Raw genomic sequence first — 22,243 nt, 5'->3', positions numbered from 1 at the left:
CGGCGCGGTTCGACACGGCAGACTGCGTTGACACCATCAAGGAGGTTTTATGCTGACGCAACCCACCGAGAAGTACCGCGCTTTTCCCGTTATCGCCCTGCCCGATCGTCAGTGGCCAGATCGCCAGCTGACAAAGGCGCCGCGCTGGCTTTCCACCGACTTACGCGATGGTAATCAGGCGCTGGCGGAGCCGATGGACGCAGAACGCAAGCTGGCGTTTTGGGATCTGCTGCTGGCCTGCGGCTTCAAAGAGATAGAGGTCGCCTTTCCCGCGGCATCGCAAACCGATTTTCAATTTGTGCGCGATCTGATTGAGCAGCGCCGCATCCCCGAAGGGGTCACGATTCAGGTGCTGACGCAGGCGCGCGAAGCGCTTATCGCCCGCACTTTTGAGGCGTTGCAGGGCGCACCGCGCGCTATTCTGCATCTCTATAACGCCACTGCGCCGCTGTTTCGCGAACGGGTGTTCGGCCAGAGCCAGGCGGAGATCGTCGCGCTGGCCTGTGCGGGCGCGCGCCAGATCCGCGAGGGCTGCGACGCCCGGCCTGAAACCCACTGGACCTTCGAATACTCCCCGGAAACCTTCTGTTTTACCGAACCGGAATTTGCGCTGGCGATCTGCGAGGCGGTCGCGGATATCTGGCAGCCCTGCGCCGCCCGGCCGATGATCGTCAATCTGCCTGCGACCGTGGAGGTCAATACTCCGAACGTCTATGCCGATCAGATTGAATATTTTTGCCGTCACTTCAGCCGCCGCGATGCCGTTTGTATTAGCGTCCATCCCCATAATGACCGCGGCACCGGCACCGCCTGCGCGGAGCTGGCGATGCTGGCGGGCGCGGATCGCGTTGAAGGCTGCCTGTTCGGCAACGGCGAGCGCACCGGCAACGTCGATCTCGTCACGCTGGCGCTGAATCTCTACAGCCAGGGGATCGCACCTCATCTCGATTTCAGCGATATCAGCAAGGTGACGGAGGTGGTGACGCGCTGCAACCAGCTGCCGGTGCATCCGCGTCATCCTTATGCGGGCGAGCTGGTGTTCACCGCTTTTTCCGGTTCGCATCAGGATGCGATCCGCAAAGGGTTCGCCCTCCGTCAGCAGCGGCAGGAGACCATCTGGCAGATGCCTTATCTGACGATCGATCCGGCCGATATCGGCTGCAGCTATGAGGCGGTGATCCGCGTCAACAGCCAGTCGGGCAAGAGCGGCGCCGCCTGGCTGCTGGAGCAAAACCATGGCCTGACGCTACCGCGCGCGCTGATGCAGGATTTCAGCCAGCGGGTGCAGCAAGAGACGGACCGCCACGGCAAGGAGATGACGCAGCGCGCCATCTGGCGCAGCTTCTGCCTGCACTACGGCGTAGAGCAGCCGACGCTGAGGCTGCTGGAGGCGGAAAGCCGAAGCGACGGCGAAATGACGCGGCTTGAGGCGAGCCTGGAGATAAATGGCGGCATGCGCCGCCTGCGCGGCAGCGGTAACGGCCTGCTGTCGGCGGCGGTGGATGCGCTGCGCCGCGCGCTGGGTCTGGAGCTGACGATAGCGGATTACCACGAGCATGCGCTGGGCAAACGCAGCGACAGCCGTTCGGTCGCCTACGTCTGCTGCCTGAATAGCCAGGGCGAGCGCGCCTGGGGCGTCAGTATCCACAGCGATATCGCCCGCGCCTCGGTACAGGCGCTGCTTAACGCGGCGACGGCCTCTCTGCCTGAGGAAAATAGGCGGCAGGCGCCACCCCCAGCAGGCGACGAAACATTGCGCTGAAGGCGCTGGGGCTGTCATAGCCGAGATCGAGCGCCACGCCCAGCACCGACTCGCCCTGCGCCAGCCGGGTCAGGGCGATGACCAGGCGCGCGCGACGCACCCAGTCGCTGAAATGCAGCCCCGTCTCGCGCTGAAAGTGGCGCGCCAGGGTGCGGCTGGAGAGGTTTAGCCGCCGCGCCCCCTCCTCCAGCGTCCAGCGATCTCCCGGCGCCTGCTGGATGGCGCGGCAGAGGCTTTGCAGCCGGGCGCTCTGCGGCTCTGGCAGATTGAACGGCAGCACGTCCAGGCCGCGCAGCTCATCGAGAATCAGCTCATAGATATGCTCGCTGCGGCTGCCGGGCGCGTAAACCTCCGGCAGGGGCAGCGCGCTGACGATCAGCTCACGCAGCAGCGGCGATACCGGCACTACCTGACAGCTGGCGGGCAGGTCGGCACGCGCCAGCGGATCGACGAATAAGGTGCGCGCAGCAACCGGACCGGTGATCTGCAGCGCATGGCGCGTATAGGCAGGCAGCCAGACGCCGCGGCCCGGCGGAACGATCCAGCTGCCCTGCGCGGTATCAACGCGCACTACGCCGCTCAGCGTATGAATGAGCTGTGCGCAGCTGTGGTGATGCCAGGGTTCACTTTCGCCGTGCGCATAGTCATGGGCGTAAGAGACCAGCGGACGAGAGGTGAAATCGAACGACAGCCGCGCCGTCACGATTATTCCTTCAGGTAGCGATGGATCGCCGCCAGATCCTGCTCGCCGTAGCCGGCGTCGACCGCCTGCTGCCAGAGTGCGGCGATCTGCTCCAGCGCGGGCAGCTTCGCGTCGCCCTTCGCCTCTAACGCCAGCTTCGCATCTTTCAGCGCCCACACCAGGCTCATCTGCGGGGTGAAATCTTCACTGGCGATCATCGCGAGCTTCGCTCTGGCGTAAGGCGCCGCCAGCGGGCCGCCGTCCAGCACCTTCCAGAGGTCGTCGGTGCTGAAGCCAAACTCCTCCGCCAGGCGCGTGCTCTCCGCCAGGCTCTGCATCAGGCCGATCAGCCAGCTGTTGACCACCAGCTTCATGCGCGACGATTTGCCCGCCTCGCCCAGCCACTGCGTGCCTTTGCCAATCGCGGCGAAGACCGTTTCCGCCGCCTGCGCGCGCGTCCGATCGCCGCTGGCCATCACCAGAATCTGCGCATTTTCGGCTGGCGCTTTGGTGCCGGAAACCGGCGCGTCGATAAAGGTTACGTCCGGGCGCTCGCTGGCGAACCAGGCGATCAGGGCGTCGGTTTTCTCAACGCCGATGGTGCCCATCTGCGCGAAGGTCGCGCCCTGCTTCAGCGCCTCTTTCACCTGGTGCAGCGTTTTTTCCGTGGTGTCGCCGTCGGCGAGCATGGCGATAACCACGTCAGCGTCGCGCACCGCCGCTTCCGGGCTGTCGCTCAGCGTCAGGCCGGAGGCAATCAGATCTTCGCCGCGCGCCCGCGTGCGGTTCCAGCCATAGACGGTAAAGCCTTTTTTCAGCAGGTTGGCGGCAAACGCGTGCCCCATGGCGCCTAACCCCAATACGGCGACGGCAGGTTGTTGACTCATTCTGACTCCTCTGGTTATCCGGGAACTAAGCATTTAACACTGAAGGGAAAGTCCCGAAAAATCCAGTCGGTAAAAACATTTTTCAACGCTGAACTTCGCATAAAACCCCCTTATTATTTACGCTTTTCAAATAATCGTAAAAAGCCGTAACATACGCGCGCAATGTCCCGCTTGGTTCATTTCATCTCTTAATAACGGTCTTTCATTCATGAAAATTGCATCACTGCGACAGGTCGGCGTGCTGCTGCCTGCTATGCTGCCGCTGCCCCTGCTGGCAGCTGAGGATAACGGCAGCGCGACCATGGTGGTCAGCGCCGCGCCGGCGCAAACCGGCCTCTCTGAGCTCGATACGCCCGCCGCGGTCAGCGTGGTCAACGGCGAGGATATGCGCCAGGCCGCGCCGCGCGTCAATCTGTCGGAAAATCTCGGCAGCGTGCCGGGCCTGCAAATCCAGAACAGGCAGAATTACGCCCAGGATCTGCAGCTCTCGGTGCGCGGGTTTGGTTCGCGCTCTACCTACGGCGTGCGCGGGCTGCGCCTCTACGTCGACGGCATTCCCGCCACCATGCCCGACGGCCAGGGCCAAACCTCCAATATCGATATCGGCTCCATCGACCATATCGAGGTGCTGCGCGGCCCCTTTTCCGCGCTCTACGGCAACGCCTCGGGCGGCGTGATTAACGTCGATACCCAGACCGGCCAGCAGCCAGCGACGCTGGAAGCAGGCAGCTGGTACGGCAGCTACGGCAGCTGGCGCAACAGCGTTAAAGCGAGCGGCGCGACCGGCGACGGCACCCAGGCGGGCGACGTCAACTACACCGTTTCCGCCTCGCGCTTTACCACGCACGGCTACCGCGACCACAGCGAGGCGCAGAAGAACCTCGGCAACGCGAAGCTGGGAGTGCGCATTGACGACGTCAGCACCCTGACGCTGCTGTTCAACAGCGTGCACATCGAGGCGCAGGATCCCGGCGGCCTGACGCCGGATCAGTGGCGCGCCAACCCGCGCCAGGTGGTCAGCAACGTCACCCTTTACAACACGCGCAAAACCGTCGATCAGACCCAGGGCGGCCTGCACTACCAGCGCCAGATGGGCGAAAACGACGACCTCAGCGTAATGATGTACGCCGGGATCCGTGAAACCACCCAGTATCAGTCGATCCCCAAACTTTACCAAGCCAATGCGAAACATCCTGGCGGCGTAATCGACCTGACGCGCCACTATCAGGGCATCGACACGCGCTGGACCCACCGCGACAGCCTGTTCAGCGTGCCGGTGACGCTGACCGGCGGCCTCGACTATGAAACCCTGACCGAGCGCCGCAAGGGTTTCGAAAACTTCAGCGGCGACGATCTCGGCGTGAAGGGCAATATTCGCCGTAACGAACGCAACCTGATGTGGAACCTGGATCCCTACCTGCAGACCGCCTGGCAGCTTACCGACAGCTGGTCGCTGGACGCCGGGCTGCGCTACAGCACGGTTAATTTCGACGCCAACGACAACTACATTACCGCCGCCAACGGCGACGACAGCGGCGACGCGCGCTACCATAAATGGCTGCCCGCCGCGTCGCTGAAGTACGCCATCGACAGCAGCTGGAACGCCTATCTCTCGGCGGGCCGCGGCTTCGAAACCCCGACCATTAACGAGCTCTCCTACCGCGCCGACGGCGAAACCGGCCTGAATACCGGCCTGAAACCGGCCACCAGCGACACGGTCGAGCTGGGCACCAGAAAACGCATCGGCAACGGCCTGGTCACCGCCGCGCTGTTCCAGACCGACACCAAAAATGAGATCGTGACCGATACCAGCCTCGGCGGCCGCACCACCTACAAAAACGCCGGCGAAACCCGGCGGCGCGGCCTGGAGCTGGGTATAGATCAGCAGTTCGCCGCCGACTGGCGCGCGAAGGCGGCCTGGACGCTGCTCGACGCGCGCTATCGCAGCAACGCCTGCGGCGACGCGAGCTGTGACGGCAACCGCATTCCCGGCATTGCGCGCAATATGCTCTACGCCACACTGGCCTACGCACCGGAACAGGGCTTTTATGCGGGCGCGGAGATGCGCTATATGAGCAATATCGCCGCCGATGACGAAAACGACGTGAAGGCGCCCGCCTATACCGTCGCGGCGCTTAACAGCGGCTACAAATGGCTGGTGCAGAACTGGACGCTCGATCTCTTCGGCCGCGTCGATAACCTCTTCGACCGCAACTACATCGGCTCGGTGATCGTTAACGAAGGCAACGGCCGCTACTTTGAGCCGGCACCGGGTCGCAATTACAGCGTGGGTATAACGGCGAGTTACCGCTTTAATTAAGCGTTATGGTCGGCTTCTTTGAAGCCGACCATAACCTCTCTTTTATCAATAATAAGAATTTTCGCGATCTCTCCTGTCTTTCTAACACCCCAAAAACATAAAATAAAAACCCATTCCAAATTAACAACAATTCGCGCCAGCCTTTGCCAACATTTCCCCATTAAATTGCCATCAAACTGATAAATTATTGCCAGCTGAGCAGCTAATAAAATACCCCCTAAGCAACGCAACAGGTTACCTCATCATAAATACAATGGAGTGTTTTAATGAAAAGCGTAATTAAAAGCGGATTCAAGCCGCTGGCAATATTCATCGCCTTTATTTTAACGGGAAATGCCTCTGGCGCCGAAACAGGCAGTATGAGCGGAGCAAATATTAAGCTGAACGATGGCGATATACTTACCGGTGATGCGCTTTATTCGGGCGGGCTTTATGGGATAATAAATCCCTACCGGGAAACGGGAGAGATAGATTTAGCTAACAACGCCACTATTAACGTGACCGATAAAGATAATTTTGCGCGCGGCATTAATATCCTGGGTGACAATAGTACCTTAACCGCTAATAGCCTGACGGTTAACGTCACAGGAAAAAGTGCGAATGGCATTACCCTCTGGGGCGACAATATTACCGCGGATTTAGGCACTCACAGCGTGGTTAATACCACAGGCACAGGCAACATTAATGCGAACGGCATCTCCGTTAGCAACGGCTCCTCACTCACCGCCAGCGAGCTCACCGTTACGACCACGGGCGACTATGGCACTGGATTTGCTGTTAACAATCAGGGCAGTAGCGCCAGCCTCGGCGAAAACAGTTCAATTTCGACCAGTGGCAACAGAAGTAACGGGATTACCATTGATGCCCTGAATGGCACAACGAAAAAACCATCAACGCTGTCAGCCAGTCATTTATCGGTCACCACGCAGGGGGATTATTCTTACGGCGTTGAGTTACAGGAAAATGTGCAGGTCAATCTTGGAACGGGCAGTACGCTTACGACATCAGGAATCGGCGCGACCGGCATCTGGAACTTTGGCGAGTTAACGGCAGAGAATCTTTCGGTGACGACGACCGGGGAGTCAGCCATAGGCATTGAAACCCGGGGCAGCAGCCTGGTGAATATCGGTGCAGACAGCCATGTCACTTCAGCCAGGGCTGGCGGTATTGTGGCAAGCGGCACCAATGCCGTCATTAATTATTCAGGTACGGCGGAGCAGCGCAATACTCTCAATGCGGGAGGCTCTTATGGCGCCTCTGCGCAAACCTCAAACTCGACGGTGAATCTTGCTGAGACAGATATCGTCAGCAGCGATATGGGGTTATGGGCGCTGTTTGGGGGCACCATTACCGGTCATAACCTCTCAATTGAAAGTGGAACCCAGCAGCGTGCCGCGGTGACCTCCATGGCGGGAGGCGAAGTGGATCTCACCGGCGATCTCACCATTACGATGCCATCGCCTGAATTCTATGCGCTTGCAGCAGCCTACACTGACGGCTACGCCCCCAGCCGCATCAATGCCAATGGCAAGCTGGATATGACAGGCTCCGTCTTATCAAATGGCGGTCAAATTGATATGACCCTGCAACCCGGTTCTACCTGGACGGGCAGCGCGTATAGCGATAACCTCAACGGCGGTTACTTGAATGCCTCTCTTAATGAAAGTACGTGGCGCGTCAGCGACACATCGGTTCTCGACCTGCTGGCGCTAAACCAAAGTCGCGTCGATTTTACGCAGAGCAACAGCACAGCCGGCTATACCACCTTAACCGTTGCTGACTTAAAGGGAAGCGGTGATTTCACCCTGCGCGTCGACCTGGTCGGTGATGGCGACGGTGTCAATAATGCCGGGGATAAACTCATCGTGACCAATAGCAGTGAAGGGGATTATTCGCTGTCATTCGTTAACCGTGGCAGCCTGGCCACAACCGGCAACGAGAGACTGACCGTTGTTGAAACGCCGGATGGTCAGGCGAGCTTTTCGTCTAAGTCAGATGTCGAACTGGGCGGTTACCTTTATCAGGTGCGCCAGGCAGGAACCAACTGGGAGCTTTACGCCGCCGGCACCGCGCCCGTCGCCCCTGTTACCCCAGCCGATCCCGTTCCGCCTGCTGATACTGTTCCGCCTGCTGACACCGTCATCCCCGTTGACTCTGTCACCCCCGTTGTTCCCGCACCCCCTGCTGACGCCGTCGTTACGCCACCTCAACCTGGCGCAGGAAATCATAACGTCATTACCACCACCGCTGACGCAGGCGCGAATTATTTACAAATCGGCTATTTGCTCACCTATGCTGAAAACCAGACCTTACTCCAGCGCCTGGGTGACATTCGCCAGAGTGAGAGCCAGGGTAACGTCTGGCTAAAAGGCTACGGCGGCAAATTTAGTGCGTTCCCCGGCGGAAAACTGAGCCAGTTCAGCATGAGCTATAGCGGCTATCAGTTCGGCGTGGATAAAAACCTGATGGAAGGCACTAAGCTGTTTGGCGGGCTCTTTATAGGAGAAACCAGCGCCTCGCCCCATTACAGCCGTGGCGGCAGCGGCAGCGGCAGCGGCACGGCAAAATCCCAGCATTTCGGCGCTTACTTAACCTGGGTGGGCGAGAATGGCTTCTATATCGATCAGTTTATTAAATATAACCGAATGAGTAATGCATTTAACGTTAAGGACAGCCAGAATAATCCTGTTAACGGTGCCGCTAAAACCAACGGACTGCATGCCTCGGTTGAAGCGGGTAAGCGCTTTACCTTTTCACCTGACCAGCAAGGTTTTTATATTGAACCGCAGCTCCAGCTCTCTGCCGGTCGACAAAAAGGCACGCAGATTAAAGCCACTAACGGATTGACGGTGTCATTCCATGATTATGATTCGGTTATGGCAAGAGCGTCGACGCTGGCTGGCTTCACTCAGCAAACCTCCGCTGGCAGCCTCAACCTCTATTTAAAAACGGGCGTGGTCAGAGAATTTACTGCTCGTCCTGCCTATCTGCTTAACGGTTCTGCGGAGGAGAATAATTTTCGTGGCAACTGGTGGAATAATGGGCTGGGCGTTAGCGCAAGCCTGGGAAACCATAATCTCTACCTTGAAGCAGACGCGTCAACGGGGCACCGCTTCAATCAGCGACAGGTCAATGCAGGTTACCGCTTTACCTTCTGATGTCCCCTCATACCCCGCCGCATGGCGGGGTCGTTTCAGTCAGGTCGCCGCGCCATCCAGTTGGCGATCCAGCGCGACAAAATCGGGCCGGTGAACATCACCACGATAAAGCGTCCGGTCTGCATCGCCATTACAAACGGCATATCGACGTTGCTCGACGCGGCGATAATCGCCACCGAATCGGCGCCGCCCGGACTGGTCGCCAGATAGGCGGTCAGCGGATCGATACCGGCAAACTCCACCAGCAAAAATGCGAACAGCCCGCAGATGGCGATCAGCGTCAGCACCGACAGCAGCACGCGCGGAAAAGCGTGCGCCGCGTAGCGCAGGATATCGGCGCTGAAGCGCAGGCCGATGCCCCAGCCCACGAAGGCGTAGGCCAGCGCCAGCAGCCACTTCGGCAGCGTAATATCGAGGCCGCCGAGATCCTGCGCCAGCGAGGCGACAATCAGCGTCATCAGCATCGGCCCGGCGGGAATGCGCAGCAGCCGCGCCGCCAGCACGCCTGCGGCGATGGTCAGCAGCGTAAACAGAAATGAGATCGGCGCGAACGGCGCGAAGAGATTCAGCGCGGGCGACGCTGTCGGGGTATCGCTTCCGCCAACCCAGAAGCGCGTCACCAGCGTGGCGACCAGCGCCACCATCATCACGCGCAGATACTGCATAAAGGCGACGAGGCGCACGTCAGCGCCGAAACTCTCCGCCATCAGGGTCATGGCGGTCGCCGCGCCGGGCGACGAGCCCCAGATGGCGGTCGAGCCCGGCAGCACGCGGAAGCGCGCCAGCAGGCCGCCAAGCGCCAGGCTGGCGACGATCACCGAGCCGACGCAGAGCACAAACAGCGGCCAGTCGTTGGCGATTTCATGAAATATCGTGGCGGGGATCGCCGCGGCGATCATCGCGCCCACCGTCGCCTGCGCGCTGTTGAACAGCGGCCTCGCGATTTTCAGCGTGCGGCCGGAGGCGGCGAAGCCGATGGCGGCAAACATCGGGCCAAGCAGCAGCGCGGCCGGAATATGCAGCCACTCCAGCACCGCCACCAGCCCCGCCGAGCTGAGGATCAGCCCAGCCCAGCGCCCCAGGCCCGCCTGCGCCGACGCCATATTAGCGTGCGTCGACCAGCGTCAGCACTTCGGCGCTGGTGCCGGTTTCGCCCAGGCGCGGGAAGATCAGCTTCACGCTGTTGTTATGGGTGTCGAGATTGAGATCGGTCATGGCGTCGGTGGCCAGAGTGACGTTGTAACCTAACTCATACGCCTGGCGCGCGGTAGATTCAACGCCGATGCTGGTGGCGATGCCGCAGATCACCACCTGAGTCACGCCGCGCGCCTGCAGTTCAGCATGCAGATCGGTCTGGTGAAAGGCGCCCCAGGTTTTCTTGGTGACGGTGATATCGCCCGGCTGCGGCGTCATCTCCGGCACCAGCGTCGCCCAGTCGGCCGGCAGTTCGCCGCTGTGGCTGCCCTGCTCGTTTCGGCCCGGCGCGCCGCCGGCGACATTCACCAGCACCACCGGCAGCTGGCGGGCGCGGAAACCCGCGGCGAGCTGCGCGCAGCGGTCGATCACCGGCTGTGGCTCATGCACCACCGGCAGGCGAACAATGCCGTGCTGCAGGTCGATGATAATCAGTGCGGTATGGGTATCAAGGGTAGTCAGAGCCATGAAAAGTCCTCTCAGGATGCGTTGTCGGCGAGTCGTTGCAGTAAGGGGATCGCGGCGATCAGCTGCTGGCGCTCGTCGGCGCTGAGGCGGGTGTCGATGGCGCGCACCAGCCAGTCATCGCGCATCGCGCGGTTGGCGGCGATCAGGGTGCGAGCGGCTGACGTCGGCGAGTAGCGGGTTTTGCGGCCGTCGAGCGGATCCGCTTCGCCCTGCACCATGCCCGCCGCCAGCAGGCTGGCGACGGTCGCGCCCATCGACTGGCTGCGCACCCCTTCGGCGGCGGCCAGCTCGGTGATGGTCATCGCGCCGTCGCGTACCAGATAACCCAGTACCGACACCTGCGACCAGGTGAGATCGCCCGGCGGCGCAGATTCGCGCAGCCGACGGCTTAGCTTGCCTGTCAGCATGCGCAGCGCCGCGGCGGCTTCAGTGAGTTCGCTCATCGCCATTCTCCTTACGTTAGCGCCAGTATAGAGATACGAAGGTAAACTGTGTAGTTTGCCTTCGTATTAATTTGTAAGGTCCGGACGCTGCAGGTAGTGGATCAGACTGTGAAAGCGCAGCGGCGTGGCGAGCGGATTGCGGTAGCTGTGGGCCACGTCAGCGGCGAACTGCAGCGCTTCGCCCGTCTGTAGCCGACGCCAGACACCCCCCGTGCCGAGCAGCAGTTCGCCCTCGATCACCACCACCTGCTCGACGCAGCCCTGCTCGTGCGGCGAGGAGTCGCTCTGCGCGCCCGCCGCCAGCTCGACCGCCAGCAGATCGAAGCGCAGCCGCGCGTCGTAAGGCAGCAGCGGCCGCACCGTCATCTGGGCGTTGGGCTGGCTGAAGCGCGCGCTGTCGCCGCTCTGCAACCCGTTGCCCTGAATGAAAAAAGAGAAAGGAACGTTAAAGCCGGTAGCGATTTTCCACAGGGTTGCCACCGTCGGGCTGGACTCGCCGCGCTCGATCTGGCCGAGCATCGCTTTGCTGACGCCGGTGCGTTCCGCCGCCAGCGTCAGGCTCCAGCCGTTAGCCTGACGCAGCTGTTTCAGCGCCTCGCTAAGATGCTGATGCAGATTTTCCATGAGGTTCTCCTGAAATCATGGCGGCAGTGTAGCACTTGAGCGCTATAGCGCACACTGTTACCATGTGCGCTATAACGCACAGCGGAGGTTTTATGCAGAGCATAGCGGCGCGATCCGCCTTTTCTTTTCCCATGCTGGTATCGGGTTTCGTGGCGGTACTGGTCGGCTACAGCAGTTCAGCTGCTATTATTTTTCAGGCGGCGCAGGCCGCTGGCGCTTCGCCGACGCAGATCGGCGGCTGGCTGTCGATGCTGGGCATCGCGATGGGGCTCTGTTCGCTGGGCCTGTCGCTCTGGACGCGTATGCCGATCCTCTGCGCCTGGTCTACGCCCGGCGCGGCGCTGCTGGCCACCAGCCTGCACGGGCTCTCCCTCAATGAGGCGATCGGCGTGTTTATCTTCGCCAACGCGCTGATTGTGCTGAGCGGCGTCACCGGCCTGTTTGCGCGCCTGATGAAGGTTATTCCGCCCGCGCTGGCCTCGGCGATGCTCGCCGGGATCCTGCTGCGCTTCGGGCTGGAGGCCTTTACCGGCTTGCAGTACGACGCCGTGCTGTGCGGCGCGATGCTGCTCGCCTGGCTGCTGGCGCGGCGCTGGCTGGCGCGCTACGCCATTCTGGCCACCCTGGCGGTGGGCGTCGCGATGGCGTTTGCCCGCCACGCGATCCATTTTCCGGCGCAGATGGCGAGCGTTGCGCTGCCGCAGGGCATCATGCCGCACTTTAGCCTGACCGCGCTGATCGGCGTCGGCCTGCCCTTTTTCCTCGTCACCATGGCGTCGCAAAACGCGCCGGGCGTCGCCACGCTGCAGGCGCACGGCTATCAGCCGCCGGTCTCCGCGCTGATGAGCTGGACCGGGCTGGTCGCCCTGCTGCTGTCGCCCTTCGGCGGTTTTTCCGTCTGCATCGCCGCCATCACCGCCGCCATCTGCATGGGCGACGAGGTCGATCCCGACCCGCGCCGCTGCTGGATGGCCGCCGCGCTGGCCGGTCTGTTTTATCTGCTGGCCGGGCTCTCGGGCGCGCTTATCGCCGCGCTGTTCGTGGCGCTGCCGTCGCCGCTGATCGCCACCCTTGCTGGCCTGGCGCTGCTCTCTACCCTCAGCGGCAGCCTGACGCGCGCGCTGGCGGAGTCGGATACGCGCGACACCGCCGCCATCACCTTTCTGATCACCGCCTCCGGCCTGTCGCTGTTCGGCATCGGTGCGGCGTTCTGGGGGCTGGTCGGCGGCCTCGTCGCGCATGCCGTGCTGACGCGTCGCGGCGCTTAACCGACTGGACAGGCTGCGCATTTTTTATCGCAGCGCGCGAAAAACGCCCTTAATCACCGTTTTTTCCGGCGTTTGATTTGCCGTTGCTCCGCGTAAAATCACTCCAGTCGTCGATATCACACGATTTTCTGCCTCACACTTCGACCGATAAGGGCCCAACAGGTGGCAAAAACTTTTCTGCGCAGCGGTAATCTTGACGCGGTGCTGGCGCTGGGTGAAAACGGCCAGCCGGTCTACGCATCCGCCCTGCAAATTCGTGAAACGCTGCGGCTGCGCCGTCAGACCGTGCTGGCAAACTGCCTGGCCATTCCTCAGCCTAACGCGCGCGGCGACCGCCTCGACTGGTACGCGCCCTTCAGCGGCAAGGTAAAATCCTGGCTGGGCGCCAGCGATCGCGAGCGCCGTCTGGCGCTGGAACAGCTGACGGCGACCCAGCAGGAGATGCGCGATCTCAGCGCGCGCGCGCGCGAGGCGGACAATCCAGCGATGCGCCTGTTCGGCGCGCTGCTGGGCAAAACGCTGCAGTTTCCCGATCAACAGTATGTCTACCTGGTGGACGGCAAGCCGGTGATCACCTTCTGGGGCTTTGTCGACGCGCAGGCGCGCACGCGCGACGACGCGCTCGCCTGCCTGCGCGATACGCTGGAGGTGTCGCTGCCGCCGCTGCTGCCGGAAGTGGCTGTCGTCGAGCCGCAGCCAGCGGTAGCGGAGACGCTGCCGACGATCGCTGAGCCTGGACCGCTGCCGGCGCCCGCTGTCGAACCGCCTCTGGTCGTCGCGCCACCTGCGGCTGCGCCAGCCGCCGCGGCCTCTGCCGTGCCAGCCACGAAGCGCCATGCCTTCCGCCTCCTCTATCTGGCGCCGGTGGCGCTGGCCGTTGCCGGTGCCGCCGCGTTCTGGCTGCATCAGCCAACGCCGGTCGCCGCACCGCAGCAGGCCGCGCCCGCTGCCGTTCCTGCTGCCACCGCTATCGCGCCGCCTGCCGCGCTGGTTGCCGCGCAAAAGCTTGCCACCACACTGCCGCAGACGCCCGCCAGCGTCGCCGCGCCCGCCGAGACGCCAGCGTCTTCAGCCACCCTTGCCAGCGTGGTGACGCCCGCCGTTCCCGTTGCGGCGGACGCGCTGAAAATGAGCGTGGAGGATGTCCGCACCGGCGCGATTAGCGTCGTCGACGGCCGCTGGCGCGTGGTGATGCAGAACTCTCTGCCGGGGGGCGCCTCGCCAGTACTGCGCTATACGATCCGCAGCGGCAAAGGCAGCGCCACCGTCACTCAGGGCAATAACCTGCGCTGCAGCGCCGACGAGGTTACCGCGGCTATGCTCAGCAGCGGCCAGCTCTCGGTGCGCAGCCGCTATACTGCCAAATGCAGCGACGGCTCGCGCTACCGCATGCCGCAGCTAATGTGTAAGCCGGGAGACGGTGCCGCCGTGTGCGAAGCGCTGTTTAGCGACGACAAATCCTTCCCGATGACGATTAAGCGTGAGAGTAAGTAACCATGTTGGCTCCCCTGATCGATGACAAACAAAAAATCACGCTAATTGAAGAGAGCGGCGTACAGTTTCTCGATTTTGGCCTGCGCATCGCCGCAGGTCTAGCGCGCCGTCAGTTTGTGCGCCAGACGGCAAACGGCCCGCTGCTGCGCCTCAACGTCGACGGCAACAGCGGCAAATTTCTGCTCTACCCGCAGGACGGCGGCGCGCCGGAAGTGGTGCGCCCGGAATCGGACGTGGCGCTGGCGGACTCGCTGGCGCTGCTGGCGGACTGCTGGCTGCCGCTGCCGATGCTGCGCTGCGCCAGCGGCCGTCGCTTTATCGGCGGCCCGGAGAACTGGGCGCGCCTGCGCCTCACCGCGCTGGCGCAGCCGGACGCGGCGGGCAATACCCACCGCGTGACCCTGGCGTTCGATACCCGCTGCGTGGCGCCGGAGGATGGCGGCGAACAGCTCGGCCTGACCGCCGCCGACGCGCAGAACGGCGTCACCTTCTCGCTCGCCTGGCACAACTACGAGCTGGGCGAGTTCCTCGATCACATTTGGGTCGACGGCTGGCTGCGTGAAACGTTCAGCGACCGCGTCGGCGACCGCCGCGAGCAGGCGATCGCGCAGGCCCTGCGCGAATTCGAATACCAGGCGCACTACCTGAACCTGCTGGAGCTGCTCGGTGAGCAGCTTAACCTGAGCGATATCCACCTGCAGGCCGCCACCCAGCAGACCCCGGCGGTGAACGTCGACATTATTCTCGACGTCGGCAATTCACACACCTGCGGCATTCTGGTGGAAGATCATCCCGAAGAGAGCAACGGCCTGAAGCAGACCTACGAATTGCAGCTGCGCGACCTCTCGCAGCCGCATCAGGTCTATAACGAGCTGTTCGACAGCCGCCTGGAGTTTGCTGAAACCGACTTCGGCAAGGCGAGCTTTTCGCTGCAGAGCGGCCGCGAAAATGCCTTTATGTGGCCGTCGCTGACGCGCGTCGGGCGCGAAGCGAGCCGCCTGGCGCTGCAGCGCGCCGGCCTTGAGGGCAGCACCGGCATCTCCAGCCCGCGCCGCTATCTGTGGGACGAGGCGCGCTATCAGCCCGGCTGGCGCTTTAATCAGCCGCAGGGATCGAACGAGCCGCAGGCCAACGCCGCGCCCTTTACCTTTCTGCTGAATGACGAAGGGGAGCCGCTGCACGCGCTCGCCGAGGACGATCGCCTGCCGGTTTTTTCCGCCCACTACAGCCGCAGCTCGCTGATGACCTTTATGCTGTGCGAACTGCTGGCGCAGGCGCTGATGCAGATGAACAGCGCCGCGCAGCGTCAGCGCATGCCGCAGAGCCACGCGCCGCGCCAGCTGCGCCACGTCATCCTTACCCTGCCGTCGGCGATGCCGAAGCCGGAGCGCGAAATTTTCCGCCGCCGCATGCAGCAGGCGATCGCGCTGGTGTGGAAAGCCGAGGGCTGGCACGCGGCCGACGAGCCGTTCGACGCCGCCGCGCCGCCGACCTGCCGCAAGCCGGTGCCGGACGTGCAGATGGAGTGGGACGAAGCCACCTGCGGCCAGATGGTGTGGCTGTTCAACGAAACGCAGGTTAACTTCGCCGGTCGCGCGCAGGATTTCTTTAGCAGCACCGCACGCCCGGATCGTCCGCGCGAGGCGGATGAGGTGCCGGGCAAAAGCCTGCGCATCGCCTCAATCGATATCGGCGGCGGCACCACCGATCTGGCCATTACCCACTATCGTCTCGACGACGGCCAGGGCAACAACGTCAAAATCACCCCGCGCCTGCTGTTCCGCGAAGGCTTCAAGGTCGCGGGCGACGATATTCTGCTGGATGTGATCCAGCTCTGGATCCTGCCTGCGCTACAGCAGAGCCTGCAGAAAGCGGGCCTGACGCTGGCCGAGCCGCTGCTGAACAAGCTGTTCGGCCACGACGGCCGCCTCGACGGCCAGGCGACGCTGCGCCAGCAGGCGACGCTGCAGCTGTTTATTCCGCTGGCGCAGGCGGTGCTGGAGCGCTACGAGAACTGGGATCCGCTGGAGAGCCACGCGGAGATCAACGCCCTGTTCGGCGAACTGGTGGAGAGCCGGCCGGCCGACGCGGTGCTCGCCTTTATCAACGGCGAAATCCAGCGCGCGCTGGGCGCCGACAGCGGATTTGATCTGCTGGAGGTGCCGCTGATCGTCAGTCTCGCCCAGCTGCACGCCGAGTTTATGCAGCACCGCATGGCGATCATTCCGGCGCTGCGCTCGATGTGCGAGGTGGTGTCGCTCTATCAGTGCGACGTGCTGCTGCTCACCGGGCGCCCGTCGCGCTTCCCCGGCATTCAGGCGCTGGTGCGCCATCTGCAGCCGCTGCCAGGCAGCCGCATTCTGTCGCTGGAGGGCTACCACACCAGCGACTGGTATCCGTTCAACAAACATGGCCGTATCGACAATCCGAAATCCACCGCGGCGGTCGGCGCGATGCTCTGCCTGCTGGCGCTCGATCTGCGCCTGAACAGCTTCTGGTTCCGCGCGGGCGATTTCGAACCCTATTCCACCATCCGCTACCTGGGCGTACTTGACGAGAATCAGGCGCTGACCAACGATAATCTCTGCTACAGCGAAATCGATCTCGACGACCAGCGCTTCGCGCTGGACCGCAAAAGCAGCTTCCGCATTCGCGGCAACGTCTGCCTCGGTTTCCGCCAGCTTGATAACGATCGCTGGCCCGCGTCGCCGCTCTACAGCCTGACCCTGAACGACGCCCAGCTGGCGCGCAAGGTGGCCGGAGAAAGCGTGCTGCGCGTGAAGCTGGCGGTGGCGCCAGGCCCGACGCTGCCCGGCCCGGAGCGGCTGGTGCTGAGCGACGCGCGCCTCGACGACGGCACCCGCGTGCCACTTGAGCAGCTGAGCCTGAAACTTAATACTCTCTCACCGAAGGGCAACGCCAACGCCCAGTACTGGATTGACAGCGGAAGCCTTTGCAAACGATGAGAACTGTAAAACCGCGCCAGCCGCAGACGCTGGCAAAACGACTTGGCCTGCTGCAGGAGGCGCTCAACGCCAGCCTGGGCTGGGTCGCCGACCACCGCGACGCGTCGCCCCGCCTGGCGCTGGAGGCGGAAACCTTTACGCGCCAGCTGCGCCGCGCCCGCGCGCAGAGCGATGCGCTTGCTCAGCAGGTCGCCCGTCCGGTGACGCTGGCGCTGTTCGGCCAGTCGCAGGCGGGCAAAGCCTGGCTGCTGAGCGAAATGGTTGCCGACGCTCAGGGCCAGCTGCTGACGCGTCTGGGCGAGAAAAACCTTAACGTCTTTCAGCAGATCAATCCCGGCAATCTCGACTTTGCCGCAGCGACCCGCTACTGCCATCAGCGCGAGCCGCTCTCCGGCGAATGGCCGGTAGAGCTGACGCTGCTGAGCGAAGCGGAAATTTTGCGTCTGGTGCTGAGCTGCCGCCATGCGGCGCCGCAGCCGGAAAGCGCCCAGCTTGACCAGCAGCTGCAGCGCCTGCAGCGCCAGCGCCTCAGCGCGCCGGTCGGCGGCCTCGACAGCGACGCGCTGGTCACGCTCTGGGCCTGGAGCCGTCGTCACCGCTGTCACGAGCCGCGGCTTGACCGCCATTTCTGGCCGCAGGCGGTAGAGCTGGCGCCTGCGCTCAGCGTCGACGATCGGGTGCAGCTTTTCGCCCTGCTGTGGCCGACTCAGCCGGAGCTGAGCGACGCGCTGCGCGCGCTGCTGCATCTGCGCCATCAGCTGCGCAACGCCAGCCGCGTGCTCGCGCCGCTCAGTCTGCTGGCGGACGACGCGCTGCTGCCGAGCGAACAGCTGATCGCGCCCGCCAGCGAGCAGGATCAGCAGCTGAAGGTGGAGGTTTGTCCGCTGAACGGCAACCGCATCGGCAAGCCGCAGCAGGCGCCCCTCGGCTGGCTGGCGCTGCTGACGCTGGAGCTGGTTATCCCCTTAAGCTCGACGCCGCGCACCGCACTGTTTGACGACGCCGATATGCTCGATCTGCCCGCCCCCGGCACGCCCGCCGAGGCGGCGGCGCGCGAGGAGCGCCAGCGTCTGGCGCAGCAGGATCCGCTGCGCGCCCGTCTGCTGGAGCAGAAGCGCGCCCTGCTGCCTGGCTTTTACGCCACGCGCCAGGGGATCGATTTAATGCTGATCTGCACCGCCGCCAGCCAGCGTCAGGATGTCGATGTCGCCAGCCGGGCGCTGCGCGAATGGCAGCTGCATCAGCCGCCGCGCGAAAACGGCGAAAAGCCGCGCCTGATCTGGGCGATCACCCCATACGACGCGCGCCATCAGCAGATCAACGTCGATGAGGCGGTGCAGCGCCAGATTGGCCAGCCCGGCCAGCGCTGGGGCTCGATGCTGGCGCTCGATCGCGCCGGTGTCGATCGCATGGCGGAGTGGCTGCAGGAAGAGATGCAGCCCGACGCGCGCCGCGATCGGCTGCTGGCCGAGCTGCGTGCCCTGCAGCACAGCGTGCTGGAGCGTCGACTGCTGCCCTGGATTGACGCCGAGGCGAGCGCCGAGCAGGCGGCGCGCAGGCAGACCATCGCCGATACCCTGCTGAAATGTCTGCAGCACCGTACCGGCCTGCACGGCGAACTGCTGGAGCGTCTGCAGCCGCCGCGCGAAACGCTGCGTCAGCTCTGGCTCAGCCAGCATGATGCGCCGACCACGACCGCGGCGATCCGCGCCGAGGCGCCCGCGCAGCATTTCGGCGTCGGCTTTGAATTCGATCTTTTTAGCGATACGCCGCTGGCTGAACCGGCGGCCGCGCAGCATCACGTCAGCGCCGCGGGACAGAGCTTCGCGCGCCAGGTGATGGCGCTGTGGCTCGATCATCTGCGCGAACTGCCGGAGAACCGCAGCCTGCTGACGCTGTTGAATGTGGATCGCGGCACGCTGGAGTGGCTGGTTGAAGAGCTGATTGTCGCCAGCTTCCGCCTCGATATGCTGACGTCGCTGGAGCAGGCGCTGCACGAGCCGGATAACCCTTCCGTCAGCCATGAGTCGCGCGCCGATCGTCAGGTTTCCCGCGCCATGACGGTGCTGGGGGATTTTGTCGCCTGGCTGGGCTTTTTGCAGCGAGACGAGGCTGAGCGGCCGCCAAGCCGCGTCAATCGCGGTCAGCCGATTTTCTCGCGTCCGCCCGCGCCGAGCGTTAACTTCTCTGCCGGACAGCGGCTGACGCGTCTCTCCGCCGCGCCCGCCAACCATACCGCCTACTACATTTACGACTGGCTGGTCGGGCTCAATTCCGTGATTCTGGAGAACAACGGCTACGCCGGCGGACGCGACGTGACGCCCGCCGCGCGCGCCGCGCTGGCCGCGATCCTCGCGCCGCTGCGCGGCTAATCCCGCTTCAGGCGCAGGTCGCCCTCCAGCACCTGCGCCGCCTCTTCCAGCAGCGCCAGCACGGCGGCGAACTCGTCGCGCCTTTCCGCCTCCGCCACGTGGCGCAGATGAATGCGCGCCGGCAGCGCCATGCCGCCGGTCAGCCAGTCCCACAGCGCATCGAGATTATTGCCGAAGGCGAACGGGCAATGGCTCTGCTGCGCCAGCGTCCGGTAGAGCGCGTCGCGATCCGCCAGGCGACGGAAGTCGAGCGTAATGGTCAGCATTTTCAGGGCACCTGCTTAAAGCTGCGGTAGTGATCGGTGGTGATATAGACCAGGCCGTCAGAGGAGTAGACCAGCCGATCCGCCTCGCGATGGCCGCAGCGATAGTTGACGTCCGCCTCATACCATAAGCGACCGCTACGCTGCGGCAGACGCTTTTCGCGGTTGCCGAAACGGTCGCCGCCTATCGCCTTGCCCGGCAGCACCTCGCACAGATTGCCTTTGGCGGGATCCCAGCCGCGGCGGCGCGCCTCATTTTTGCTGATGTAATAGGTCGGCAGCTGCTGATGCTGCAGCAGGTAACGCGCTACGGTGCGCGCATCGGTCAGCGAGCTGATGTCGCCAGATTCAGGCGTGGATGAGAGATTCAGATGGGGTTTTAAACCGGCCCAGGCGGCCGCAAGCACGATGAACAGTGCAATCCAGAGTTTTTTCGACATGATGGCATCCCAGACAACAGGACGCTGATGATACCAGCTTTAGCGGGCAGATACAGCGCGGGCCAGCGAAGCTGGCCCTGCGGGGATCACTGCATCGCTTGCATCTGCGCCCCGTGGCGACGCCAGGCGCCTGGCGCAACGCCGTACTGGCGTTTAAAGCTGCGGTTGAAAGACTGCTGCGAGTCAAAGCCCAGCGAAATCGCGACGTTAAGGATCGGCTCATTGGTGGTGGTCAGCCGATCCGCGGATTTCTTCAGCTTCTTGATGCGGATGTACTCACCCAGCGGATAGCCGGTGTGCTCTTTAAACATACGCTGCAGGTGCCATTTAGAATAGCCTGCGCGCTCCGATACGGTGTCCAGATCCAGACGTGCTTCGATGTTGTTATCGATCCAGTCGATTAGATCGTGAATAAATGCGTCGCTCATCATCCCATTTTCTCCCGTCGCCGTTGCGAACAGTATCAGTATCAGTTGCAATTACACTTTAAGGGTGACTGACTTTGCCATTTAATGCAAGTTGGATTGATACATTAAATGCCGCACTCGCCGTAAGGACATTCTCCGCCCCGCTCTGCCTCAGTCAAAACCGCACATAAAGTGTATCAGATATTCTTGCAGTTGCTGGATGCCCAAGCCTACACTCCTCGCGATTAATTGCAATCTTAAAAGTTGCAAATATTGGCCCACCCTTGTGGGCTCTTTTTTAACGCTATGCGGAATAACAATAATGAACAGACAAACGAAGTGGGTTCGTCAGGGTTCAACCCTTCTGGGCGCGGTGCTGCTCAGCAGCATACTTAGCGGATGTGACAAAGGCGTGGCGCAAAACGCCCCGCCGCCGCCCCCTCAGGTCAGCGTCGCCGACGTGGTGGTGAAGCCGGTTAGCCAGTGGGACAGTTTTAACGGCCGCATCGAAGCGGTGCAGAGCGTGCAGCTGCGCCCGCGCGTCTCCGGCTATATCGATTCGGTGAACTACCGCGAAGGCGACGAAGTGAAAAAAGGCCAGGTGCTGTTCACCATCGACGACCGCACCTATCGCGCCGCGCTGGAGCAGGCGAAGGCCGAACTGGCGCGCGCCCGCAGCCAGGCGGCGCTGGCGCGCAGCGAGTCGGCGCGCACCGAGAAGCTGATCGGCACACAGGCGGTGTCGCGCGAGCAGTGGGAGCAGCGGCGCTCCGCCGCCAGCCAGGCCCAGGCAGACGTGCTCTCCGCCGAGGCGGCCGTGGATATGGCGCAGCTCAACCTGGACTTTACCCGCGTGACTGCGCCGATCGACGGACGCGCCAGCCGCGCCATGATCACCACCGGCAACCTGGTGACCGCCGGCGACAGCGCCAGCGTGCTCACCTCGCTGGTGTCGCAGGATCGTATGTATGTCTACTTCGATGTCGATGAAACCACCTTCCTGCACTACCAGGCGATGGCGCGTCAGGGGCAGCAGCGCGGCTCGCTGCCGGTCGAAATCGGCCTGGCGGGCGAAAGCGGCTATCCGCACCGCGGCCAGGTGGACTTTACCGACAACCAGCTCACCGCCAGCACCGGCACCATCCGCATGCGCGCCCTGCTTGATAACCGCCAGCGTCAGTTTACGCCCGGCCTCTTCTCCCGCGTCCGCCTGCCGGGCAGCGCCGCATTCCAGGCGCTGCTGATTGACGACAAGGCGGTGCTGACCGATCAGGATCGCAAATATGTCTATGTCATGGACAAAGAGGGCAAGGCGCAGCGCCGCGACATTCAGCCTGGCGCAATGGTCGAGGGTTTGCGCATTGTGAAAAGCGGGCTGCAGCCGGGCGATCGCGTGATCGTCGATGGGCTGCAAAAAGTGTTTATGCCCGGAATGCCGGTAACGGCTCAGCAGGTCGCGATGCGCGCGGCTAACGCCAACTAACTGAGGCTACTG

The 22,243-nt window shown here is 63.0% G+C and carries 18 protein-coding genes; 8 read left to right on the top strand and 10 right to left on the bottom strand.

The window, feature by feature from the left end; translation table 11 throughout:
* The first annotated feature begins 49 nt into the window (after window positions 1-49).
* On the top strand, window positions 50-1,762 hold the full coding sequence (leuA, locus tag Q9R34_RS03010; RefSeq protein WP_485892331.1) for a 2-isopropylmalate synthase: 1,713 nt from the start codon (window positions 50-52) through the stop codon (window positions 1,760-1,762).
* Here the strand turns inward: leuA and Q9R34_RS03005 are convergent.
* Complete coding sequence (locus Q9R34_RS03005) at window positions 1,683-2,465, bottom strand: AraC family transcriptional regulator (RefSeq protein WP_434124907.1); 783 nt, start codon at window positions 2,463-2,465, stop codon at window positions 1,683-1,685. The two genes, leuA and Q9R34_RS03005, sit on opposite strands and share 80 nt — an antisense overlap.
* Before the next feature lie 2 nt (window positions 2,466-2,467).
* The gene (locus tag Q9R34_RS03000) at window positions 2,468-3,331 is read right to left on the bottom strand and encodes an NAD(P)-dependent oxidoreductase (RefSeq protein WP_434124906.1); all 864 of its coding nucleotides are present in this window, start codon (window positions 3,329-3,331) and stop codon (window positions 2,468-2,470) included.
* A gap of 208 nt (window positions 3,332-3,539) precedes the next feature.
* Here Q9R34_RS03000 and pqqU point away from each other — a divergent pair, with 208 nt between their 5' ends.
* Window positions 3,540-5,651, top strand: a complete 2,112-nt coding sequence (gene pqqU, locus Q9R34_RS02995) for a TonB-dependent receptor PqqU (RefSeq protein WP_485892330.1) — start codon at window positions 3,540-3,542, stop codon at window positions 5,649-5,651.
* On the opposite strand, the gene Q9R34_RS02990 is transcribed toward pqqU, so the two are convergent.
* A complete protein-coding gene (locus tag Q9R34_RS02990; RefSeq protein WP_485892328.1) occupies window positions 5,648-5,881 on the bottom strand; it encodes a hypothetical protein in 234 nt (77 codons plus the stop codon). The genes pqqU and Q9R34_RS02990 overlap by 4 nt on opposite strands.
* 36 nt (window positions 5,882-5,917) lie before the next feature.
* On the opposite strand from Q9R34_RS02990, the gene Q9R34_RS02985 reads away from it, so the two are divergent.
* Window positions 5,918-8,809, top strand: coding sequence for an autotransporter outer membrane beta-barrel domain-containing protein (locus Q9R34_RS02985; RefSeq protein WP_485892327.1), 2,892 nt, complete (start codon window positions 5,918-5,920; stop codon window positions 8,807-8,809).
* Between the two features lie 35 nt (window positions 8,810-8,844).
* On the opposite strand, the gene Q9R34_RS02980 is transcribed toward Q9R34_RS02985, so the two are convergent.
* The 4 genes from Q9R34_RS02980 to Q9R34_RS02965 form a co-directional block, all read right to left on the bottom strand.
* Window positions 8,845-9,912 carry an AbrB family transcriptional regulator gene (locus Q9R34_RS02980; protein WP_434124903.1) on the bottom strand — a complete coding sequence of 356 codons (1,068 nt, stop codon included), beginning with the start codon at window positions 9,910-9,912 and terminating at the stop codon, window positions 8,845-8,847.
* A 1-nt stretch (window position 9,913) separates the two neighbouring features.
* Window positions 9,914-10,471 carry an isochorismatase family protein gene (locus Q9R34_RS02975; protein WP_434124902.1) on the bottom strand — a complete coding sequence of 186 codons (558 nt, stop codon included), beginning with the start codon at window positions 10,469-10,471 and terminating at the stop codon, window positions 9,914-9,916.
* Between the two features lie 11 nt (window positions 10,472-10,482).
* Window positions 10,483-10,914: a MarR family winged helix-turn-helix transcriptional regulator gene (locus Q9R34_RS02970; protein ID WP_485892326.1), complete on the bottom strand. Its 432-nt coding sequence runs from the start codon at window positions 10,912-10,914 to the stop codon at window positions 10,483-10,485.
* A gap of 66 nt (window positions 10,915-10,980) precedes the next feature.
* On the bottom strand, window positions 10,981-11,538 hold the full coding sequence (locus tag Q9R34_RS02965) for a helix-turn-helix domain-containing protein (RefSeq protein ID WP_033747303.1): 558 nt from the start codon (window positions 11,536-11,538) through the stop codon (window positions 10,981-10,983).
* A gap of 92 nt (window positions 11,539-11,630) precedes the next feature.
* On the opposite strand from Q9R34_RS02965, the gene Q9R34_RS02960 reads away from it, so the two are divergent.
* The 4 genes from Q9R34_RS02960 (at window position 11,631) to Q9R34_RS02945 (ending at window position 19,638) form a co-directional block, all read left to right on the top strand.
* Window positions 11,631-12,806 carry a benzoate/H(+) symporter BenE family transporter gene (locus Q9R34_RS02960; RefSeq protein ID WP_485892325.1) on the top strand — a complete coding sequence of 392 codons (1,176 nt, stop codon included), beginning with the start codon at window positions 11,631-11,633 and terminating at the stop codon, window positions 12,804-12,806.
* A 162-nt stretch (window positions 12,807-12,968) separates the two neighbouring features.
* The gene (locus Q9R34_RS02955) at window positions 12,969-14,300 is read left to right on the top strand and encodes an SrfA family protein (protein WP_485892324.1); all 1,332 of its coding nucleotides are present in this window, start codon (window positions 12,969-12,971) and stop codon (window positions 14,298-14,300) included.
* A gap of 2 nt (window positions 14,301-14,302) precedes the next feature.
* Window positions 14,303-17,266 carry a virulence factor SrfB gene (locus tag Q9R34_RS02950; RefSeq protein ID WP_485892323.1) on the top strand — a complete coding sequence of 988 codons (2,964 nt, stop codon included), beginning with the start codon at window positions 14,303-14,305 and terminating at the stop codon, window positions 17,264-17,266.
* Complete coding sequence (locus Q9R34_RS02945) at window positions 17,263-19,638, top strand: virulence factor SrfC family protein (protein WP_485892322.1); 2,376 nt, start codon at window positions 17,263-17,265, stop codon at window positions 19,636-19,638. Before Q9R34_RS02950 ends, Q9R34_RS02945 begins: the two co-directional genes overlap by 4 nt.
* Here the strand turns inward: Q9R34_RS02945 and Q9R34_RS02940 are convergent.
* The 3 genes from Q9R34_RS02940 to Q9R34_RS02930 all read right to left on the bottom strand — a co-directional run bounded on the left by Q9R34_RS02940 (window position 19,635) and on the right by Q9R34_RS02930 (window position 20,772).
* Window positions 19,635-19,904, bottom strand: coding sequence for a barstar family protein (locus Q9R34_RS02940; RefSeq protein ID WP_434124896.1), 270 nt, complete (start codon window positions 19,902-19,904; stop codon window positions 19,635-19,637). The genes Q9R34_RS02945 and Q9R34_RS02940 overlap by 4 nt on opposite strands.
* A gap of 2 nt (window positions 19,905-19,906) precedes the next feature.
* Window positions 19,907-20,341, bottom strand: a complete 435-nt coding sequence (locus Q9R34_RS02935) for a ribonuclease domain-containing protein (RefSeq protein ID WP_434124895.1) — start codon at window positions 20,339-20,341, stop codon at window positions 19,907-19,909.
* An 86-nt stretch (window positions 20,342-20,427) separates the two neighbouring features.
* Entirely contained in the window at window positions 20,428-20,772 is a 345-nt protein-coding gene (locus Q9R34_RS02930; protein ID WP_033747323.1) for a helix-turn-helix domain-containing protein, read from the bottom strand.
* A 298-nt stretch (window positions 20,773-21,070) separates the two neighbouring features.
* On the opposite strand from Q9R34_RS02930, the gene Q9R34_RS02925 reads away from it, so the two are divergent.
* Window positions 21,071-22,231 carry an efflux RND transporter periplasmic adaptor subunit gene (locus tag Q9R34_RS02925; protein WP_434124894.1) on the top strand — a complete coding sequence of 387 codons (1,161 nt, stop codon included), beginning with the start codon at window positions 21,071-21,073 and terminating at the stop codon, window positions 22,229-22,231.
* Window positions 22,232-22,243: the final 12 nt, after the last annotated feature.

The sequence above is a fragment of the Enterobacter sp. BRE11 genome (assembly GCF_031844285.1).
Classification (GTDB): Bacteria; Pseudomonadota; Gammaproteobacteria; order Enterobacterales; family Enterobacteriaceae; genus Pantoea.
The sequence above is the reverse complement of the archived record's forward strand: the minus strand, read 5'-3'. Positions and strand labels throughout refer to the sequence as shown.

What these genes read in the sequence shown, in the direction of transcription:
- leuA (WP_485892331.1), top strand. Translation starts at nt 50, where the DNA reads ATGCTGACGCAACCCACCGAGAAGTACCGCGCTTTTCCCGTTATCGCC.
- Q9R34_RS03000 (WP_434124906.1), bottom strand. Translation starts at nt 3,331, where the DNA reads ATGAGTCAACAACCTGCCGTCGCCGTATTGGGGTTAGGCGCCATGGGG.
- pqqU (WP_485892330.1), top strand. Translation starts at nt 3,540, where the DNA reads ATGAAAATTGCATCACTGCGACAGGTCGGCGTGCTGCTGCCTGCTATG.
- Q9R34_RS02985 (WP_485892327.1), top strand. Translation starts at nt 5,918, where the DNA reads ATGAAAAGCGTAATTAAAAGCGGATTCAAGCCGCTGGCAATATTCATC.
- Q9R34_RS02980 (WP_434124903.1), bottom strand. Translation starts at nt 9,912, where the DNA reads ATGGCGTCGGCGCAGGCGGGCCTGGGGCGCTGGGCTGGGCTGATCCTC.
- Q9R34_RS02975 (WP_434124902.1), bottom strand. Translation starts at nt 10,471, where the DNA reads ATGGCTCTGACTACCCTTGATACCCATACCGCACTGATTATCATCGAC.
- Q9R34_RS02970 (WP_485892326.1), bottom strand. Translation starts at nt 10,914, where the DNA reads ATGAGCGAACTCACTGAAGCCGCCGCGGCGCTGCGCATGCTGACAGGC.
- Q9R34_RS02965 (WP_033747303.1), bottom strand. Translation starts at nt 11,538, where the DNA reads ATGGAAAATCTGCATCAGCATCTTAGCGAGGCGCTGAAACAGCTGCGT.
- Q9R34_RS02960 (WP_485892325.1), top strand. Translation starts at nt 11,631, where the DNA reads ATGCAGAGCATAGCGGCGCGATCCGCCTTTTCTTTTCCCATGCTGGTA.
- Q9R34_RS02950 (WP_485892323.1), top strand. Translation starts at nt 14,303, where the DNA reads ATGTTGGCTCCCCTGATCGATGACAAACAAAAAATCACGCTAATTGAA.
- Q9R34_RS02945 (WP_485892322.1), top strand. Translation starts at nt 17,263, where the DNA reads ATGAGAACTGTAAAACCGCGCCAGCCGCAGACGCTGGCAAAACGACTT.
- Q9R34_RS02940 (WP_434124896.1), bottom strand. Translation starts at nt 19,904, where the DNA reads ATGCTGACCATTACGCTCGACTTCCGTCGCCTGGCGGATCGCGACGCG.
- Q9R34_RS02935 (WP_434124895.1), bottom strand. Translation starts at nt 20,341, where the DNA reads ATGTCGAAAAAACTCTGGATTGCACTGTTCATCGTGCTTGCGGCCGCC.
- Q9R34_RS02930 (WP_033747323.1), bottom strand. Translation starts at nt 20,772, where the DNA reads ATGATGAGCGACGCATTTATTCACGATCTAATCGACTGGATCGATAAC.
- Q9R34_RS02925 (WP_434124894.1), top strand. Translation starts at nt 21,071, where the DNA reads ATGAACAGACAAACGAAGTGGGTTCGTCAGGGTTCAACCCTTCTGGGC.